Source organism: Roseibium sp. AWQ4_254 (assembly GCF_056161025.1).
Genome location: NZ_JBSWYH010000014.1, coordinates 57,903 through 75,662 on the forward strand (window position 1 = coordinate 57,903; position 17,760 = coordinate 75,662).

15 protein-coding genes are annotated in these 17,760 nt (G+C 59.7%); 5 read left to right on the forward strand and 10 right to left on the reverse strand.

The genetic code is table 11. The features are described from left to right. Positions 1–295: 295 nt before the first annotated feature. Positions 296–1,807: an AMP nucleosidase gene (locus ACXAIC_RS12480; RefSeq protein WP_475178951.1), complete on the reverse strand. Its 1,512-nt coding sequence runs from the start codon at positions 1,805–1,807 to the stop codon at positions 296–298. A gap of 296 nt (positions 1,808–2,103) precedes the next feature. On the opposite strand from ACXAIC_RS12480, the gene ACXAIC_RS12485 reads away from it, so the two are divergent. The 5 genes from ACXAIC_RS12485 to ACXAIC_RS12505 all read left to right on the forward strand — a co-directional run bounded on the left by ACXAIC_RS12485 (position 2,104) and on the right by ACXAIC_RS12505 (position 9,624). After that, entirely contained in the window at positions 2,104–2,904 is an 801-nt protein-coding gene (locus ACXAIC_RS12485) for a transporter substrate-binding domain-containing protein (protein WP_475178956.1), read from the forward strand. A 115-nt stretch (positions 2,905–3,019) separates the two neighbouring features. After that, positions 3,020–3,826, forward strand: a complete 807-nt coding sequence (locus tag ACXAIC_RS12490) for an amino acid ABC transporter permease (RefSeq protein ID WP_475178960.1) — start codon at positions 3,020–3,022, stop codon at positions 3,824–3,826. Between the two features lie 681 nt (positions 3,827–4,507). Further along, complete coding sequence (locus ACXAIC_RS12495) at positions 4,508–5,185, forward strand: DNA-3-methyladenine glycosylase I (RefSeq protein ID WP_475178963.1); 678 nt, start codon at positions 4,508–4,510, stop codon at positions 5,183–5,185. Between the two features lie 140 nt (positions 5,186–5,325). Continuing rightward, on the forward strand, positions 5,326–6,465 hold the full coding sequence (locus tag ACXAIC_RS12500; RefSeq protein WP_475178968.1) for a DNA methyltransferase: 1,140 nt from the start codon (positions 5,326–5,328) through the stop codon (positions 6,463–6,465). Positions 6,466–6,876: 411 nt separating this feature from the next. Then, entirely contained in the window at positions 6,877–9,624 is a 2,748-nt protein-coding gene (locus ACXAIC_RS12505; protein WP_475178972.1) for a Dyp-type peroxidase, read from the forward strand. A 194-nt stretch (positions 9,625–9,818) separates the two neighbouring features. Here the strand turns inward: ACXAIC_RS12505 and ACXAIC_RS12510 are convergent, their stop codons facing one another. The 9 genes from ACXAIC_RS12510 to ACXAIC_RS12550 form a co-directional block, all read right to left on the reverse strand. Next, positions 9,819–10,532 (reverse strand): alpha/beta fold hydrolase, encoded by a 714-nt coding sequence (locus tag ACXAIC_RS12510; protein WP_475178976.1) that lies wholly within the window; start codon positions 10,530–10,532, stop codon positions 9,819–9,821. Positions 10,533–10,839: 307 nt separating this feature from the next. Then, positions 10,840–12,117, reverse strand: a complete 1,278-nt coding sequence (gene tyrS, locus ACXAIC_RS12515) for a tyrosine--tRNA ligase (protein ID WP_475178981.1) — start codon at positions 12,115–12,117, stop codon at positions 10,840–10,842. 264 nt (positions 12,118–12,381) lie between these two features. Further along, positions 12,382–13,032 carry a hemerythrin domain-containing protein gene (locus ACXAIC_RS12520; protein ID WP_475178985.1) on the reverse strand — a complete coding sequence of 217 codons (651 nt, stop codon included), beginning with the start codon at positions 13,030–13,032 and terminating at the stop codon, positions 12,382–12,384. A gap of 159 nt (positions 13,033–13,191) precedes the next feature. After that, positions 13,192–13,839, reverse strand: a complete 648-nt coding sequence (locus ACXAIC_RS12525) for a cysteine hydrolase family protein (RefSeq protein WP_475179210.1) — start codon at positions 13,837–13,839, stop codon at positions 13,192–13,194. Between the two features lie 59 nt (positions 13,840–13,898). Continuing rightward, positions 13,899–14,366, reverse strand: a complete 468-nt coding sequence (locus ACXAIC_RS12530) for a MarR family winged helix-turn-helix transcriptional regulator (protein ID WP_475178990.1) — start codon at positions 14,364–14,366, stop codon at positions 13,899–13,901. Between the two features lie 181 nt (positions 14,367–14,547). Then, on the reverse strand, positions 14,548–15,033 hold the full coding sequence (locus tag ACXAIC_RS12535) for an OsmC family protein (RefSeq protein ID WP_475178994.1): 486 nt from the start codon (positions 15,031–15,033) through the stop codon (positions 14,548–14,550). 4 nt (positions 15,034–15,037) lie between these two features. Next, entirely contained in the window at positions 15,038–15,409 is a 372-nt protein-coding gene (gcvH, locus tag ACXAIC_RS12540) for a glycine cleavage system protein GcvH (protein WP_475178998.1), read from the reverse strand. A 22-nt stretch (positions 15,410–15,431) separates the two neighbouring features. Continuing rightward, the gene (gcvT, locus tag ACXAIC_RS12545; RefSeq protein ID WP_475179003.1) at positions 15,432–16,586 is read right to left on the reverse strand and encodes a glycine cleavage system aminomethyltransferase GcvT; all 1,155 of its coding nucleotides are present in this window, start codon (positions 16,584–16,586) and stop codon (positions 15,432–15,434) included. Between the two features lie 446 nt (positions 16,587–17,032). Next, positions 17,033–17,617, reverse strand: coding sequence for a hypothetical protein (locus ACXAIC_RS12550; protein ID WP_475179008.1), 585 nt, complete (start codon positions 17,615–17,617; stop codon positions 17,033–17,035). Between the last annotated feature and the right edge of the window lie 143 nt (positions 17,618–17,760).

A 17,760-nucleotide genomic window follows, 5' to 3' on the forward strand; every position in this document is an offset into this window, starting at 1 on the left:
TGGCGAGTATGTTTGGAACTATCAGAAGGAAACCACACGGGGATTTAACCACCCTAAGGCAGGCAGAACCGCCCCATTGGGTGCTGATTCAATTAAGGATGAAATGTGGCAATGCCGAGACTCACCGGCCGCTGAAAAATTAAGTTTTTGTCATGTCTGTGAAAGGGTTAGCGCCCTTTCAGCAGGAGAACAGACCGGGCCTGGGCCAGGACTTTCCCCCCGCATGGGGTGAGCATGTCCGTTTTCCAGACGGGACCGGGCATGCTCCTGAGGCGCTTCCGAACCGATGATCCGCCTATTGGAAGGCGGTTTCGGCAAAGCTGCGCAATTTTCGCGAATGAAGGCGCTCGGCGGTCATGGTGCGCATCTTCTCCACCGCACGGATGCCGATCTCAAGATGCTGGGCCACCTGGCGCTTATAAAAATCGGTGGCCATGCCGGGAAGTTTCAGCTCCCCATGGAGCGGCTTGTCGGAAATGCACAGCAGCGTGCCATAGGGCACCCGGAAGCGGAACCCGTTGGCGGCAATCGTGGCCGATTCCATATCCAGGGCAATGGCCCGTGACTGGGAAAACCGCTTCACCAGTTCCGGCTGGTCCCAGAGTTCCCAGTTCCGGTTGTCCAGGGAAACAACTGTGCCGGTGCGCATCAGCCGTTTCAGCTCATAGCCGTCAATGCCGGTGACTTCGGCGACCGCATCTTCCAGCGCCACCTGCACCTCCGCCAGGGGCGGGATCGGCACCCAGACCGGCAGGTCCTGATTGAGCACATTGTCATCGCGCACATAGCCATGGGCCAGCACATAGTCGCCCAAGGTCTGGCTGTTGCGAAGTCCCGCGCAATGGCCAAGCATCAGCCAGACATGGGGCCGCAGGACCGCGATATGATCGGTAATCGTCTTGGCGTTGGAGGGCCCGACGCCGATATTGACCATGGTGATGCCGCTGCCGTCGGCCCGTTTCAGGTGATAAGCGGGCATCTGGGGCAGTTTCAGCGGCGCTGTGCCGCAGCAGGGTTCCTGCTCGCCCGCCAGCGTGATCAGATTGCCCGGCCCGACAAATGCCTCATAGCCGCTGTCCGGATCGGCCAGCTGCTCCTGGGACATGCGGCAGAATTCGTCGATATAGAACTGATAGTTGGTGAAGAGCACATAGTTCTGAAAATGCTCTGCCGCCGTTGCCGTGTAGTGCTGCAGCCGGTGCAGGGAATAGTCGACCCGCGGCGCCGTGAAAGAGGCCAGCGGCATGATGCCGTCCGCCGGCTCATAGGTGCCGTTGGCAATGGAATCGTCCATCACGGTCAGGTCCGGCAGATCAAAGATATCCGCCAGGGGCTGGTCCAGATTGGCCGCTGCCGCCCCGCCTTCCACATGGGTTCCGTCGTAAAAGGCGAAATGCAGCGGGATCGGCATGTCGCTGTCGCCCACCAGGATCGGCACATCATGGTTTTTCATCAACAGTGAGAGCTGGGTTTCCAGATAGTGCCGGAACAGATCCGGCCGCGTAATGGTGGATGCGTGGGTGCCCGGGCCGGAAACAAAGCCATAGGACAGGCGGCTGTCGAGGCGCACATGGCTGTCGGTGACGATGCGCACTTGCGGATAATAGGCCCGCACCCTCTCCTCGATCTCCTGCCCGTCCAGAAGGGCCTTGAAATGGGTCCGCAAAAAGGCGGTGTTGGCTTCGAAGATCTCGATCAGCCGGGCGACCGCCTCACGGGAATCCGTGAAGACTTCAAGAGGGTGAGAGGGCGCGAGCCGGACCCGCCGGGGAGAGACCGGAAAATCGCCTTTGATCAAATTGGACATGAAGGATCCTTATTGTTGTTATGGAGGGCACAGTCCGTTTCTGTGCGTGGCGGGTCAATAGATTTAACAGGTGTTTTTGACTTTTCTGCGTGAGCAGGCCTTTTCAACGCTGCCAGCGGCGCAGAAAGCCCCTTCAGATCCGCTGCGGGTTTCCCTTGCGCCAGGGCGCTTTCCCGCCCCGTGTCCCCCACCGCTGGCCGCGGCGGGTCCAGCCTGGGGCCGAACTGCGCTCCAAGGTCTTTTCCGGGCTGCCCGATCTCTGTAAGATCCCGGCACGATTTGTTCAGGAGCTTCCCATGAAACGTGTCCTTCTATCCCTTGGCCTTGCCCTTTCCACCGCCCTGGCTGCCCAAAGCACCGCCTCGGCCACGGAACTGCCGGATCTGGGCGGACGTGACGTGGTAATCGCCTCTGAAAACACCTATCCGCCGCTGCAATTCGTTGATCCGGAAACCGGCAAACCTGCCGGTTGGGAATATGATGCGCTTGCGGAAATGGCCAAACGGCTGAACATGAAGGTGACCTATGAAAATGTGAGCTGGGACGCGATGATCCCGGCCATTTCAGCCGGTGAATATGATGTCGCCATCAATGGCATCACCATTCGCGAGGACCGGGCCCAGCAGGTCGCGTTTTCCGATCCCTATATGCGCTCTGAAATGTTCATGCTGGTGCGTGAGGACGAAGACCGTTTCACCGGACCGGAGGGCTTTGCGGCCAATTCTGATTTTCTAGCCGGCGCCCAGCCCGGTACAACCCCGTTTTATGTCACGGTCTATGAAGTGCTCGACGGGGATGAGAACAATCCGCGCATCCGGCTGTTCGAGACATTCGGGGCCGCCGTCCAGGCGCTGAAGACTGGCGATGTGGATCTGGTGCTGACCGACAGCACCGGCGGCCAGGGCTATGTGAATGCCAATCCCGGCACCTTCAAACTGATCGGCGACCCGATGGGCACAGAAGAATTCGGGTTCATCTTTCCCAAGGGCTCGGATCTGGTTGCCCCCTTCAACGCAGCCATTGCGAGCATGAAGACGGACGGCACGCTGGACGCTCTCAACAAGAAGTGGTTCTTCGACTACAAGGCCGATCACTGACATCAACACCACAGGCATCCAGGACCCGCCGGGCCAGCCCCGGCCCGGCGGGTCTGAAGCTGCTCTTGAGAGCTGTGCGGCGCGCGGCTGAGCATGACAAGCCCAGGGCGGCAATATGCAAGACATTTCCTCTTCCAAAGTCGCTGCCCAAAAGGAGTTCCCCTACTGGCTGCTGGTGGCCTGTGCTATTGCGGCGGTCCTTTTGTTTCAGATCGGCACGGACGATATCTATTCCAAGGTCATGGCCACGGTCTCCAGGGGAATTGGCCTGACCATCTTCGTCACGCTGGTTGCCTTCCTGCTGGCCTCTCTGTTCGGACTGCTGCTGGCGCTGGCGCTTTTGTCCCCGTCCGTGATCCTGCGGCAATGCGCCCGCTTCTATGTGGAGATCGTGCGCGGCCTGCCGATCATCGTCCTTCTTCTCTACATCGCCTTTGTTGGTACGCCGCTTGTGGTGGCCGGGCTGAACGCGCTTCTGGAACCGGCCGGGTTTGATCCCTTGCGCACCCGGGATTTCCCGCTGCTGTGGCGCGCGGTTGCCGCATTGACCATCGGCTATTCGGCCTTTATCGCGGAAGTCTTCCGGGCCGGAATTCAGGCGGTAGACCAGGGGCAGATCGAAGCGGCGGAAGCGCTCGGCATGAATCGCTGGCTGCGATTCCGGCTGATTGTATTTCCCCAGGCGCTCAAGACCATCCTGCCTCCTTTGGGCAATGACTTCGTGGCCATGATCAAGGACAGCTCCCTTGTGTCCGTCCTCGGGGTCGCGGACATCACCCAGCTCGGCAAGGTCTATGCGGCGGGATCGTTCCGCTATTTCGAAACCTATAATGTGGTCGCGCTGATCTATCTGATGATGACCATCACACTGTCGCTCGCCCTCAGGCGGTTCGAGCGGTCCAGGGAGACCGGCGAGCGGTAGCGCGCTTGATCAACCGGGCCAAAGCAAGGGCAATGTCAGGTCCACATCAATCCCAAGGCATGTCATACCAACCTCACTAGATAGGAACCGATCTGACCGTGTTTGGGGACTGTTCGGCAAGGAGCAGGTTGCAGGGCGATATGGTTTATCGTTCAAAACCTGGGACGCAGCTGAACAGTCCTCAAACACGGCCTCGGTGGCCTGGTCCGGCCCGCCGGACTGCGTTGCGCCGCTTGAACGGCCAACCAGGCCGTCCTGCGCAACGCGCCTTGCCGGCCAATCCGGACCAGCGCCATCAGATAGGTTTCTATCTAGTGAGGTTGGTATAGCGCCTTCACCAGCCAGTGTCCCCAGGTCCCCTTTCCCTAGTGATCCGCTCTGGACAATGCAGTTCGCCTTCAGCGCCGCGAAAAACGACACAGGATCGCTTGCAACCTCACCATGACAAACGACCTTGCCATCCCGGTCCTTCGCACAGAGCAAAGTCTTTTCCTTCGAGACATCAAACCCAACCTACTTGGGCACGGTCACTCTCTTTTCAGACCTCCTGGGGCGTGTGCTACGCCCCCGCATCATAGGCCCTGGAGAGTGGCAGCCGGAATTACGCGATGGAGTACAGTCACAAACATGACGTTCCTCTGACGTATCCGGTATCTTTAGCTTCACATGGAGGACATTCAGATGCGCTCTTTCGACGAGCTCGCGGCCCTGGCAGAAGAGAAGAAGGGCGGACCGGAACAACTTGCCGCGCTGCTCGACGAACATGCTTTGCCCAAGGCCCCTGACATACTTGAAACCCTTGGCGATGACCGCTGGCTAGCCATGTTCACCAAATGTGTGTTCCAGGCCGGGTTCAGCTGGAAGGTGATCGAGCAAAAATGGCCAGGCTTCGAAGAGGCCTTTGAGGGCTTTGATGTGGCCCGCCTCGCCTTTCTGCCCGATGAAGCCTTTGAGGCCCTGCTCAAGGATGCGCGGATCGTGCGCAACGGGGCCAAAATCCGCTCCGTGCAGCAAAATGCGGTTTTCCTGAAAGACCTCGCCGCAGAACATGGCAGTGCCTCCAGGTTCTTCGCCCACTATCCGGTGGAGGATCAGATAGGCCTGATGGAAACCCTGAAAAAGCGGGGCAGCCGCCTTGGCGGCACCACAGGCCAGATCGCGCTGCGGTTCATGGGCAAGGAAAGTTTCCTGCTGACCGGGGACGTGGTTAATGCGCTTTTGCGCGAAAATGTCATTGAGAATGATCGCATGTCGAAAAAAAATCTAAAAGCTGTCCAGGAGGCCTTTAACACTTGGAAGACAACATCGGGCCGCACGCTCAATGAAATCAGCAGAATTCTGGCCTTTTCGGCCGGCTGACGGCGTTAACTTCTCATTTAACTTTTACGATTGTAAACAAAGCATTGATTCAAAGGATATTTTTCTTTTGTCTACTTAACCGCTGATTTACCAAACCCGGTAACCATGACACTTGAAATTGCGTGAGGTAATGCGTCGCAATGAGTGTACTGCGTACCGGGGTGTCCTTAGCGGCACCCCACCCTAAAGACAAATCGGAAGCCCCTGCTTCCTGGCTCAACACGATCTTGAAGGGCGACTGCGTGTCCGCCCTCGAGAAACTGCCGTCCAGGTCCGTGGACCTGGTGTTTGCAGACCCGCCCTACAATCTTCAACTGGGCGGCGACCTGCACAGGCCTGACCAGTCCAAGGTCGACGCCTGCGACGACCATTGGGACCAGTTCGAGAGCTTTCAGGCCTATGACACCTTCACCAGGGCCTGGCTCCTGGCGGTGCGCCGGGTCATGAAGCCGGATGGATCTCTCTATGTGATCGGATCCTACCACAATATCTTCCGGGTTGGCGCGATCCTTCAGGATCTCGGCTTCTGGATCATGAATGACATTGTCTGGCTGAAATCCAATCCGATGCCCAACTTCCGGGGCAAACGGTTCACCAATGCCCATGAAACCATGATCTGGGCGGTGAAGTCGAAAGATGCCAAGCCGACCTTCAATTATGATGCGCTGAAGACCTTCAACGACGATCTTCAGATGCGTTCCGACTGGCACCTGCCACTGTGCACCGGCTCAGAACGGCTGAAGGACAAGAACGGTCAGAAGGTGCATCCGACCCAGAAACCGGAAGCGCTGCTCTACCGGGTCCTGACCGCCTCTTCCCAGCCCGGCGATGTCGTGCTCGACCCGTTCTTCGGCACGGGAACGACTGGCGCCGTTGCCAGGAAACTCGGCCGCAACTTCGTCGGCGTGGAACGGGAACAGGCGTATATCGACGCAGCAACGGCGCGTATCGCGGCGGTTGAACCGGGCGACAGTGAAGCTTTGGAAATGCAGAAGGGCAAACGTGCCCAGAAACGCATTCCCTTCGGTACGCTTCTGGAAAGCGGCCTGCTGACACCGGGGGTCGAGTTGACCTGCTCCAAGGGCAAACATGTGGCTGTCGTGCGGGCCGACGGGTCGTTGAAGTCAGGCGATCACACCGGGTCAATCCACAAGGTCGGCGCGCTTGTCCAGGGCCAGGAGGCCTGCAACGGCTGGACCTTCTGGCACACGAAGGACGGCAGTGCCAAGGCGCCCATTGATGAGTTGCGCAAGGAGATAAGATCCCGCCTGCAGGCATAAGCAGGCTGCCAAAGCAAAAAAGCTAGACGCGATCCCCGCGGTCCTGACTGAGCCCTGCCCTCGCAAGAGGGCGGGGTTTTCTTGTTCCCCTATCCGCGGGTGGGGGTGAGTGCAAGCCGCGTTGCATCGGCTTTGCCTTGCCTTTCTGTGCGCGGTGAATGCCTTTTACCAAGGCCTTCACCTGAGCGAACAAGACTGAAATGAAATTGCATCGAATATACCAATAAACTTTAAGATGTCCCCGTTGTTGAATTTGCACTATCCTAAAATCTTACCTAAGGTAATTTTAAGGATTTTTAGAATGACACGTAGTTTCTTACATTTTCATTTCAAGTTGAAAATCAGAACCTTAACGCGATTGAAGACAAGCTGGTCAGCTTTGGTAATCCGGTTTCGCCGGAGATCCGGGAGATGCTTGACGGCAGCAGCGTTCACTTCATCTCGATCAATGTGCTGCCCGCCGACCCCGAAAGCGGCCACGGGGCTTTTCTGGTTGCCGAATCCAGCCAGGATGGCAGCAAGGCGGCCGCGATCCAGGATCTCGCCCGGCGTCTGGAAACGCCACTGACAGAGATCCTCGCCCTTGCCGGGCACGAGATCAGGCCGGGCGGGCTTGCCTCGTTCATCGACGACCATTCCCATGACACCGGCTGGGGGCTCCTGAGCACGCCCGGCCTCAATCATTCCGGCACGCCTGGCCTGACCGAACTCCGGATCGGTGCCGAGAAGCGCTTCGCGGACAGGGTCCGGGACATTGTCTCCAGCGGCACGGTGAGTGGAACACCTCTCGACATTCTCAAGACCGTGCGCGCGCAGATGGGCGAGCTGCCGGAGTTCCGGGACATGATGCGCCCCGAAGATGTTCCGTTCGCCAGGGCCTCCGGCCCCGTCTCGCTGCCGCTTGCAAAGGTGGCCCTCAATGGCCTGAAAACCTTCGCCTGGCCCTATCTGATCGTGATTGGCCTGTTTCTCCTGTGGTGTCTTTTTGCAGCCTTCAGCACCTCGGGCTTCTGGTATGCGGTCGCCATGGGCGTGCTCACACTGCTGGGGGGCGCGGTTTTGCTGCTGGGGATCGCCGCAGCCCTCTACGGGCTGCTGCGGCACAAGGAGCGCACGGACCCGGCCGAAGATCTGGCACCGGATTTCAACATTCTGAGCGCGGTGATGGCCCGGGAGAATGATGGCAGCGTCAACCACCTCTATGGCATCTCCAAGATGAAGCCAGGCCTCTTGCGCCGCCTCACCTTGCGTCTCGCCTTCTGGTTCATCGCCCAGATGGCAACCCATGTGTTCCGCCCCGGTTTTCTCGGCAAGATCGGCACCATTCATTTCGCCCGCTGGATCCTGCTGCCGGGCACGGACAAGCTGCTGTTCTTTTCCAATTTCGGCGGCAGCTGGGAAAGCTATCTGGAAGACTTCATCACCAAGGCCTCTTCGGGACTGACAGGGGTGTGGAACAATACGGAAGGATATCCCAGAACCGAAAACCTTTTTTTCAAAGGGGCAACGGATGGGGACAGGTTCAAACGCTGGGCCCGCCGCCAGCAACGCCCCACCCTGTTCTGGTACTCCGCCTATCCCAATGCGACCACCGATCTGGTCCGGCGCAATGCCCTGATCCGTTATGGCCTTTTGAAAGGCGAGACCGACAGCCAGGCAAGGGAATGGCTCTCTCTTCTTGGGTCCCGCCGGCTTCCGGCCCATGCGCTCGAAACCGAGGAAATCCAGTCCATCCTCTTTGGCGGAATGGCGGCGCTCAACAAGGCCGCCTGTCTTCTGATCCGGCTGCCGGACACGCCCGCTGCGGCCAAGGCCTGGCTCAAGGCGGCCGCGCCCCATGTGAGTTTCGGCGACCGCCCCCCCCACGAAAAGGCAGCCCTGATTGCCCTCACCCAGAGCGGTTTGCGCAAGCTGGGCCTGAACGAGACCCAGCTGGGGGCTTTCCCGGCCGCGTTCCGGCAGGGCATGGATGAACCGGTGCGCGCCCAGTATGTTCTAAAGGACACCGGGGACGATAAACCGGAAGACTGGTGGTGGGGGCACGCGGACAGAAGCGTGGATGTTGCCCTGCTGGTCTATGCGACCGAGGACGGGCTTGAGAAAACGGTGGCGGTCCAGACGGGGCTGATCAGTGCACATGGTTGCCACCTGGTGCATCAGATCATCTCGAAGACCGGGCCCGGCAAAGGCAAGATCGAACGGGAGGCGTTCGGATTTGCCGACGGCATTTCCCAGCCTGTCATCAAAGGCAGCCGCCGCTCGATCGATCCGGCGAATGCCATTCATCTGGTCGCGCCCGGCGAATTCATTCTCGGTTATCCGGACAACCGGAACTATATGCCGACAACGCCGCTTTTCAGCGCCAAGGACGATCCCCGGAACCTGCTGCCCACCCACAAGCCCCTGTCGGAAGCCGAAGACTGGCCGGACTTCTCTGCCGGGGAAGCCACCGCCCAGCGCAATTTCGGGCGCAACGGGTCTTATCTCGTGATCCGGCAGCTTGAACAGGATGTGGACACGTTTCATGCATTCTCCAAAACCGCCGCAGAGCAGATCACGGGCCGCCCGGGCACGCCTCCAGGGGCCAGCGGCAAGGCGCTTCAAGAGTGGATTGAAGCCAAGATGGTCGGACGCTGGAAGGACGGCACGTCCCTGGTCCGTCATCCGTTCAAACCGGGCGGAGAGACGCCGGACAATGATTTTCTGTTCGGGGACACGGACCCGTCCGGTTTCCGCTGCCCGTTCGGGGCCCATATCCGCCGGTCCAATCCCCGCGAAAGCCTGCATCCGCAGGAGGGGGCGGAAGAACTCTCCATCACCAACAGGCACCGCATCCTGCGCATGGGTCGGCAATATGAAGCCTCCGGCGCCGGGCAGGAGGCCGCTGACAATCCGGGGCTGCTGTTCATGTGCCTGAATGGCAATCTGGAACGCCAGTTCGAATTCGTGCAGCAAACCTGGTGTATGGACCGGCTGTTTCATGGGCTCGATGGCGAGGTCGACTCCCTTCTGGGCCGGGGCCGCAAGGGCGGGCGCCTGACCATTCCCACCCCACAGGGTCCTCTGGTCATCAAAGGCATGCAAGACTTCGTCAAGGTGCGGGGTGGAGCCTATTTTTTCCTGCCCGGACGGGGCGCGCTGACCTATCTGGTGCAGTAGCAGACGTTGTGGCGCTCTGGGTGCACGCTGGATACGCTCTTTGTTCTACAAGCTGTGTCTTGGTTTTTCTTCACCAAAGCCGGGCCGAGCTGAAGGGCAACGTCGGATCGCTGCAACGCTGGACCATGTGAAAACGGCAGCCCGGCCTCCGGGATGCCGCTCATACCTCGAACATGTTCTTTAAAGACGCGGCTTCATGCCAGCTTTTCGAGCAGGTCTGCCAGAGCCTCTGGTGCGCTTACCATCGCATCGTGTCCGGTCGCGATCTTTTCAACGGGCCATCCCAGTTTCCGCGCCCTTTGAAGGGCAATCGCCGCAGGCCGGTACGGCGGATCGGTGCATTCGATATACGCGGCGGGAAGATTGTTGCCGATGGGATTTTTCAGATCGAGCGCCGTTGTGAAGGTCTTGAAAGGATGAGGTGTCAGCCGGGACGCGACAAAGGCGGCATCTGCCGGATCGCTCAGGCCAAAACTGTCCGGCGCGCCCGGAGGCAGGGACAGACCACCGCTGGAGGTCTGCGCCAGAGCCGACCGGTCGCGGGCGATCTCCCCCGGGAGCAGATCCAGCCAGGTCTCGCCACTGTCCAGCATGATCGCATCCAGATAGACCAGCTTGGCAATCCGCTCCGGCACCTTGTCCGCTGCACCGGTCACCGGAATGCCGCCGAAACTGTGGCCAACCAGAACAACCTGGTGCAGATCTTCAAAATGTAGATGCTGAACAATGTCTTCGACAAAGGTGCCGATCGTAATATCCGGCGACAGCAAATGGGCCCGCTCGCCCAGCCCTGTCTGGGTGGGGGCCGTGACCCGGTGGCCCCGCGCCCGCAAAATCCGGGCAACCCGCGACCAGCACCAGCCGCCATGCCAGACGCCATGCACCAGAACGAATGTTCTTGCTTCCATCCGCGGTTCCTTTCCTCGGGCACCAGGGAGGCACCACAGGGACAAGCCTATCAGTCCGAAGCATAGACCAGAAAGCGGAGACAGCGCATTCTTTAAAAAAGGCGTGTCCTTGCGCAGATCTGCTCCGGACCGGACCCAAGACCACGCCCCTCCAGCCTGGGCCAGCCCCGGCACGAGAGCCAAACGCGTTTCACCGGATTGGCATTACCTGCCAGAAACCAAAGGTTTCAATGCAAGAGACAAAGCGGTCTGAACCCATATGAACGCGGCTTGCTCCAGCCCGGGGCGGCGCTGGAAGGCTGTCAGATCATTCAAAGCCGACCAGAGCCTTGCGGCGTTTGCCGACCGAAACGTCCAGCCGGTCGTCGGCCTTCAGGTCCCCGGTGGCGATGCGCCGGCGCGGATCGTCGATGATGCGGCCATTGAGGCGTATCCCGCCCCCTTCCACAAGACGGCGGGCCTCGCCATTGGACCCGGCAAAGCCGATGGCCACCACCAGTTCCAGAAGTCCCAGCCCTTCGGCCAGGGTCTTCAGGGGTAATTTGTGGGTCGGCTCCAGCAAAGCGCTGTCCCCGGCAAACAGGGCATCGCCCTGCTCCAGCGCGGCACGGGCGTCTTCAGGCCCATGCACAATCGTGGTGACCTGGGTCGCCAGGATCTTCTTGGCCTCGTTCAGCTCGGCCCCTTGCAGATCGGACAAGCGTTCAGCCTCCCGGATCGGCAATTCGGTGAACAGGCGCAAGAACTTGCCAACATCCGCATCAGCCGTGTTGCGCCAAAACTGCCAGAAGCCGAAGGGGGAGAGATGTTCCGGATGCAACCAGACCGCCCCGGCAGCGGTCTTGCCCATCTTCGCGCCGCTCGCCGTTGTCAGCAGCGGCACCGTCAGGCCGTGCAGCTTGCGCCCGTCCCGGCGGCCCAGCTCAATCCCGTTGACAATGTTGCCCCACTGGTCCGATCCCCCCACCTGCAAGACACAGTCGAGGCGCTTGGCCAGTTCCAGAAAGTCAACCGCCTGAAGCATCATGTAGCAGAATTCCAGAACCGTCAGCGGCATCTGCGCCTCCAGACGCGACTTGACACTTTCAAAGGTCATCATGCGGTTGACGGTGAACTGGGAGCCATAGTCGCGCAGGAATTCCAGAAAGCGGAACTCCTTTAGCCATTCCGCATTGTCAACCAGAAGCGCCCCATCCGGGCCATCCATATCAACAAGACGCTCAACGGACCGGCGGATGCTGCGGATATTAGCCGCGATCTGGCGTTCTTCCAGAAGCGGGCGGGCGTCATTGCGGAAACTCGGATCGCCGATCTGGCTGGTGCCACCGCCCAGAACCAGGATCGGCCGATGGCCGAGCTTCTGCAGCCAGCGCATGGTCATGAGCGGCATCAGATGGCCCACATGGAGGCTGGCGGCGGTTGCATCAAACCCCGCATAGGCGGTGAGAGGACCGGCGCTCAGACGCGCATCCAGCGCTTCCAGATCCGTGCATTGGTGTACGAGGCCACGTTCCAGAAGCACGGCAAGCGCTTCGGATTTGAGTTTCGTTGCCGGTTTTCCGGCTTCAATCATATGGTTGGTCATATTCGGCTTCCTGGTGTCCCCGCCAGGAGCCTTCTTGAAACCAAAAAGCCGCCTGACGCGGCGGCTTTTGGGGTCTATCAGTTAAGCAAGATCCTACGCAGCCGCCGATATGTCGGTGACGTAATAAAAGTACACGAAGGCTGCGGACATCTTGTTCATGGCCCTTCTGATGCGCGATGTGGCGGGCAGAGTCAAGCCTGAAATGCCAAGACACTTTCCAGGCCTTTGCGGAGGTCCCGGCGGCCGCAGGGCTCCCCAAGGAGATTAAGCGAAGTTCAACTCCGGCTCCGCCCGGCTGAGCAGGATCGGAATGATCAGATCCTCCTCATCCGAAAGATGGCGTTTCAGACCAATGAGAAGCGCCTCAATCGCAACGGTGAAGTCGTCCAAAGCCGGAAGAGCCGACGTGAGGTCTCCGGCTCCAAGCCCGGACAAGAGCTCATTGGCCGCACTGGCTACGGCGCCCATCCGCCCGTGCAGCTCGGCATGGTCGGATTCCAGACACTCAAACCCCGGCACCAACTGCGGCTCAGCCGCCATCAGCGCGGGAAAATATTGGTGATCCTCGATCATGTTGTGGCTGTGCAATTCGGACAGAAATTGCTGCAGGCGAGGCAAGAACATGGGACCAAAGCGATCGGCAGGGATCTGCCCTTCCCGCAGTTGCCCGACCAGGGCGGTCAGGCTGTTGGCAAAATGGCGGAATCCGTCATGCCGGTTCAACCACATTCCCGCCACCGGGCCAAAGCCCTGATGCCCGATCCACTCCGACCGCGGGCAACCGGCCAAAAGCACCAGCCAGTCGTCCGGCAAGTGACGGTTGGGGTCGATTCCTGACTTGCCTGCCACCGAAAGCCCCGGCCGCTCACTTTGCATCAGCCGGAACGTCAGCTCCGTCGGTTTCCGAACACTCACTCGAAGCACGCCTTCGCTCCTTCCTTGCTCAAAGCTGGCGGACGCAGTCCCACTTGCCGTCTGTGCAATCAGGTCCCGTCCGCACTGCCTGTGCAAGATAAGGCTGCCACACGGCCATGCTGTCGCCAAGATCACAGATGGCCGGATTGTTCCAGATGATCAGGCAAAGACCACACCGGAATGTTCCAGGGCCTGCCGAGTTCCAGGCCATTTCGCTGGTCTGGCCGTCAGGGTTCCCGGCTCATGGATCTCGACCCGGTAGCCCCGGGACAGGGCGCCTTTGGCTGTGAGCTGTACGCAGTGGCAGGCATCCAGCCCCACCAGTCTCAACGTGCCGACCCGGTTGTCCGCCAGCCAGGCTTCGAATTCCGGGTTGGAAAACGCGTCGCCGACCGATTTTTCGAAAACCGACGCCTGACCGACCTTCAGCGCCCTGTCGAATGCCAGCCCCGCCCGGCCCGGAGTGTCCATGCCACCGGCAAAAAGCTTCCTCATCTGGATCACCGGCCAGTCTCGGAACACATTGCGAATGAACGCAATCTCAAGATCCTGATACCGGGCCGCGTCGAGTTCCAGATTGATTGCAGTCAGGGCACGCTCGCAGAGTTCCGGCGCAAAGGCGCTTTTGCCCGGCGCGCGGGTGAAGTCCTCTTGCACGTCGATCACAACCAGGGCCACATTGGGCCGCTGGGTGAGGTCAATCCGCTCCCCTTGCGTGGGCGTCGCCAGCTTGCGGGCATAATAGCCAAGACAGGCACCAAGTCCCGCCAATAGCAGCAGCATCGCCCCCATGACACCCCAAAACACAGACAAATCCTTTCTCCCTCTTGGTAGTGACGTGAGAACTGGGACTTGAAGCGTGACAGCTATTCAAGCGCCTTGGGACAATCCGGGTCGTCCTCGAATTCCGCGAAATGATCCAGTAAGGCGCAGAGCACTTTTTGAGTCGCGGACAGGTCCTTGTCCGAAAACAGTCCGCTGACCGCATCGATGTCCACATTCTCCCGCGTCCGGATCTGTGAAAAGAGCTGATGGCCTGTGTCCGTCAACGAAAAAAGAGGGGAGCGCCGGTGGGCCGGATTGGATTGCCGGACCACAAGCTCCGCAGTCTCAAGGGAATTGACCACCAGCTGAATCTGCTGGCGCGCCAGAAACAGGGTCCGGCCTATCTCCGGCACCGGCATCGGGCCGCTCCTGTCCAGAACCTCCATGACGGCGCGCATGGCAACCGTGACGCCGGTCCCTGCCAGTTTGGCCTCGACAACCCGGGCCAGCCGGCGGTGGGCCGGCCGGATCAGCTGAATGATCTCGTAAAGTTCAACAGATCGGTTCATGACAATTAATTTGTCATTACGACAACTAAATTGTCAATAAGATCTTGCGCGAATTGTTTCTGTCCGTTCGCGATACGCTCAAGACACAAAGCATGTCTCACTCCCGTGTCCAGCGCACGGACACGGGAGTGAACAGCCAATTCCGTGTTTCCAGCAGTTCAGCTCCGGGCAGACCGGCTGCTCAAGGGGCCTGCAGTCTGACCGGTTCCGGCTCGATCAGGATCTCGCATTTCACCGAATTGGCGATGAAACAGACTTCATGCGCCTTGTCATGCAGATCCGCCAGCCAGGACTGATCCGGCATGACATCCGCCACAAGCGTAATTTCCGGCTTCAGGACCACCTTGGAGATCCCCATCCGGCCACGTCCGATGCGGCTGAGTTCCCCCTGAGCCTTGTCCCGGTAGGAGGCGACGAGGAATTCGGCCCGCCGTGCCAGGTCCAAAAACCAGAGCATGTGACATGAGGCAATGGATGCGATGAACGCCTCTTCCGGGTCAACGGCGGCTTCAATAGAATAAGGGGCCGCTACCACTTTTGGCGAAGCGCTTGCCGGAATTTCGAGCCCGCCATCGAGCCGCCAGATATGCGCGCGCGAATAAGCATTGGCTGCATAGTCCCCGTCGCAGGCCCATTCCACCTGAGCTGAATGATATTGAGATGCCATTGGGTCAGAGCGTCTCCAGAAAGGTCTTGTAGGCTGCTTCATCCAGAAGCCCGGTCAACTGGTCCGGGTTCGCAACACTCATCTTGAGAAACCAGCCGGCGCCTTGCGGGTCTTCGTTCACCTTGGCCGGCGCGTCCGCCAGGATCTGATTGGTCTCAACCACGGCCCCGTCAATCGGCGCATAAACTTCACTGGCCGCCTTCACTGATTCTACAACAGCAGCCTCATCCCCTTGCGCGAAATCGGCCCCGGTCTCCGGCAGTTCCACATAGACCACGTCCCCCAGCTGTTCCTGGGCGTAGGCGGTGATGCCGACGGTGGCGACACCGTCCTTGACGGCAATCCACTCGTGGTCCTTGGAATAATAGATGGTCATGGTTGGTTCAGCCCCCTGAAGATCATTGTTTCTTTCGTTTGCAGGTCCGGTCCGGCACAAAGGGCAGCTCCGTGACCGTTGCTGCCAGACGGCGTCCACGGGCAACCACCTCCAGCCGTGCTCCGATTCGCCCATGAACTGGAGGAATATATCCCATGCCGATAGGACCACCCAAACAGGGAGAAAACCCGCCCGAGGTCAGACGGCCGATGACTGGCCCTTCATCCGGCAGGGCAATCTCCGCGCCGGCGCGCATGGGAACCTGCCCGTTCAGGCGCAGCCCAATGCGCTGGCGGACGGGCTTGTGGTGATACTCCCGCAAAATCCGCTGTTCCCCGGGAAAGCCGCCCTGTTCCCGGCGCCGTTTCGGCAGGCAGGCCAGAAGCCCTGCCTCCACGGGAGAGACTGTCTCATCCAGATCCAGGCCATAAAGACACAAGCCCGCTTCCAGCCGCAGTGTGTCCCGGGCGCCCAGACCGGCCGGCGCGACCCGGTCATCCGCCAGCAAAGCCTTGGCTATCGGCTCGGCAGCTCCAGCGGGCACCGACAGTTCGAACCCGTCTTCCCCGCTATAACCGGACCGGGAAATGTGACAGTCGATCCCGTCGAACTCCATTGAGGACGCTGAGAGAAACTCAAGACCAGCCACTTCGGGCGCGTGACGAACCAGAACCCGATAGGCATCCGGCCCCTGCAGCGCCAGCAGCGCCCGGTCTTCAACGGGCGTCAACCTGACGGGGCTCGGGAGCTTATCTGTGAGCCAGGCGAAATCGGCCTGCTTGCGCACCGCGTTGACGGTCAGCATCAAGCGGCCGTCATCTTCCGGCGATGCGGACCGGGTCACCAGGAGATCGTCCACAATCCCGCCCTCCTCGTTGAGCAGCACCGTATAGCGCTGCTGGCCAAGCAGCAGACCGGCAAAGCAGGAGGGGGTCAAGGCTTCAAGGGCCGAGGCGGTTGTTGCGTGATCGGAACCGCACACAAAGGCCAAGCCCAGGTGAGAGATATCGAACAGGGCGGCGTTCGCCCGGGTGTGCAGATGTTCGCTGACAATGCCGCCTTGATAGTGAAGCGGCATCTGATAGCCCGCACAGGACACCATGCGTGCGCCGAACTCCACATGAAGATCGTGAAGAGGAGTTTCCCGCACTCCGGTTTCAGCCAAGGCGTCCAACATGACCAGTCCTCCCCAAGGGCATGGTTTCAAGACCGCTGGAGAAAATCCGGTCCCGTGACCCAACGAGACAGGACAGGGAGCCATCAGGCGGATCATGACAGTCACCCGGCAAGTGGCGTCCTTTGTGCCGACGCCGGGTGCGGACCGATGGAGCTCTTGCGAGCGGGCACCGCTGAAATGAGACGTTTGTGAACCGGACCATGTCTTGTCAACACTGCAAGCATGTAGAAACCGGCTGCTGCACGTCAAGGCACCCTGATCGTTGCCTTAAATAAAACAACGGCTTTCAAGGGATCTTTCATTCAAAAGACGATTAGCTTCAAGTCATCTGGCAAGGACCTTGAAACAATTTTATCTTCCGCATTGGAATTAATACGGAAGATGTTTCATCACCTTCAAAACGGGTCCTATCAGGCTGCGCCCGCAGCCGGGCAACCGGCGCGCACCTAACGGCGCTTGCCGTCATCAAAACCGAAGACAACCTTCACGCTGGCCCCTTGCGGGATCAGAAACTTGTTTTCGATCAGGGTCCATTTTTCCGCGGGTGCATCGTCGCCGACGGTTACCGGCACGCTCAGAATTTCGGAGCTGAGCGGTTTGGCCCCGGCCCCGGCCGGCACAATGGCCACGCGCACAGGCAGCACCACTTCCCCCCCCTTCCAGGCAGGTCCCGGCGTAACATCTCCGGACAGGCCCAGTTTCATCCGGCGCTGGCCATCCGCTTCCTGGGTACAGGTATTGGCCCAGTCTTCAATGGTTGCCTGATACAGCAGGCCCTCTTTTTCGTCTTGCTTGCCACGCACATATTTCTGGATCAAATAGGTGCTGGACCGAAGCTCCAGAGGCGGGCATTTCACCGGAGGCGCAAAAGTTTCAGGAGACACTTCGATCGGTTTCTGACCACCGGTAATAATCTTGCCGGCCATGCTTTCAGGACCACCGCCGCAGCCGCTCAAGGCCATGGCACACAGGCCTGCCGTTAGGAAAATCTTCAGTCTCTCGGCAATTGCAGCCTGGAATACAGTGATCATTATCTACCCGTCGGATCGAAAACAAACTTGGCGCAGTGTCATAGCAGGTGCGGATTTGCTTGGCGAGAACCAATCCAGCCCCATATTGGTTGTTGAAGAATGTGGCCGAAAGACAGTGCCCGGACCTTCGGCTGACTTGACAG

Bases quoted from the DNA above. Each gene is read 5' to 3' on its own strand.
- gcvT (WP_475179003.1), bottom strand. From the start codon at position 16,586: ATGTTGGACGCCTTGGCTGAAACCGGAGTGCGGGAAACTCCTCTTCAC.
- ACXAIC_RS12535 (WP_475178994.1), bottom strand. From the start codon at position 15,033: ATGGCATCTCAATATCATTCAGCTCAGGTGGAATGGGCCTGCGACGGG.
- gcvH (WP_475178998.1), bottom strand. From the start codon at position 15,409: ATGACCATCTATTATTCCAAGGACCACGAGTGGATTGCCGTCAAGGAC.
- ACXAIC_RS12530 (WP_475178990.1), bottom strand. From the start codon at position 14,366: ATGAACCGATCTGTTGAACTTTACGAGATCATTCAGCTGATCCGGCCG.
- tyrS (WP_475178981.1), bottom strand. From the start codon at position 12,117: ATGACCAACCATATGATTGAAGCCGGAAAACCGGCAACGAAACTCAAA.
- ACXAIC_RS12500 (WP_475178968.1), top strand. From the start codon at position 5,326: ATGAGTGTACTGCGTACCGGGGTGTCCTTAGCGGCACCCCACCCTAAA.
- ACXAIC_RS12550 (WP_475179008.1), bottom strand. From the start codon at position 17,617: ATGATCACTGTATTCCAGGCTGCAATTGCCGAGAGACTGAAGATTTTC.
- ACXAIC_RS12480 (WP_475178951.1), bottom strand. From the start codon at position 1,807: ATGTCCAATTTGATCAAAGGCGATTTTCCGGTCTCTCCCCGGCGGGTC.
- ACXAIC_RS12495 (WP_475178963.1), top strand. From the start codon at position 4,508: ATGCGCTCTTTCGACGAGCTCGCGGCCCTGGCAGAAGAGAAGAAGGGC.
- ACXAIC_RS12510 (WP_475178976.1), bottom strand. From the start codon at position 10,532: ATGGAAGCAAGAACATTCGTTCTGGTGCATGGCGTCTGGCATGGCGGC.
- ACXAIC_RS12505 (WP_475178972.1), top strand. From the start codon at position 6,877: ATGCTTGACGGCAGCAGCGTTCACTTCATCTCGATCAATGTGCTGCCC.
- ACXAIC_RS12490 (WP_475178960.1), top strand. From the start codon at position 3,020: ATGCAAGACATTTCCTCTTCCAAAGTCGCTGCCCAAAAGGAGTTCCCC.
- ACXAIC_RS12485 (WP_475178956.1), top strand. From the start codon at position 2,104: ATGAAACGTGTCCTTCTATCCCTTGGCCTTGCCCTTTCCACCGCCCTG.